The organism is Oricola nitratireducens (genome assembly GCF_014904745.1).
Classification (GTDB): Bacteria; Pseudomonadota; Alphaproteobacteria; order Rhizobiales; family Rhizobiaceae; genus Oricola; species Oricola nitratireducens.
Window position 1 is genome coordinate 1 of sequence record NZ_JACZCS010000062.1, and the last position, 736, is coordinate 736.

At 66.2% G+C, this 736-nt stretch carries 2 protein-coding genes; one reads left to right on the forward strand and one right to left on the reverse strand.

The features are described from left to right. On the forward strand, positions 1–263 hold a 263-nt coding region (locus tag IG169_RS23910; RefSeq protein WP_210326179.1), incomplete at its 5' end, for a hypothetical protein. 37 nt (positions 264–300) lie between these two features. Here the strand turns inward: IG169_RS23910 and IG169_RS23790 are convergent. Further along, on the reverse strand, positions 301–736 hold a 436-nt coding region (locus tag IG169_RS23790), incomplete at its 5' end, for a transposase (protein WP_193178765.1).

Sequence of the window (736 nt, forward strand, 5' to 3'; positions counted from 1 at the left end):
TGGTGAAGGTTTTCGGGTGCCGTCAGGCGTACGAAAGCCTCTCATGCAGGAACCCGCGGGCCACAGGCGAAGGCTATGGAGATTTCGATCTGCGGCTGATGTCGGCGATGGTGCGACGGCCGCCGGGAAGCTTCGTGATGGATGCGGGCATGCCGTTTGGTTGCGCCTCCGCTCGGTGTCGCCAGCCCGGCACGAGGCTGGTTGTGGCCCTGTCGGCGTTGATGATCACCATGGACGCGTGTGGATCCGTTACCGGAGACTGAGCATCAGCGACTTGAAGCTTGAGCATTCCGTGCCGGGTCATGGACGGTTCTCCGGGTTCGCCATGGTTGCGTCCGGCGGTGCGCGGGGCTGCCTCCACCGTTCGAACACCTCGATGACGATCATGCGCCCGCCACAGCAGGGGCATGCCGGGCGGAAGTCGTCCGGTTCATGCGGGGTGTCGTCATTGGGTGGCACGGCGACGTCCAGCAGTTCGCGGGCGCGTGCCAGGCTGGCCCTGCGGGCGGAAGCGGCGAGCAGGCCGTAGTGTCGGATGCGATGGAAGCCGCGCGGCAGGACATGGAGCAGGAAGCGGCGGACGAACTCGTCGGCACGGAGCGTCATGGTGCGCTGGCGCTCGACACCGTCGCGGCGATAGTCCTTGTAGCGGAAGGTGACGCCGCTCTCGTCGAAGGCGATCAGGCGGCTGTTCGAGATCGCGACCCGATGCGTGTATCGCGACAGGTAGGCGAGG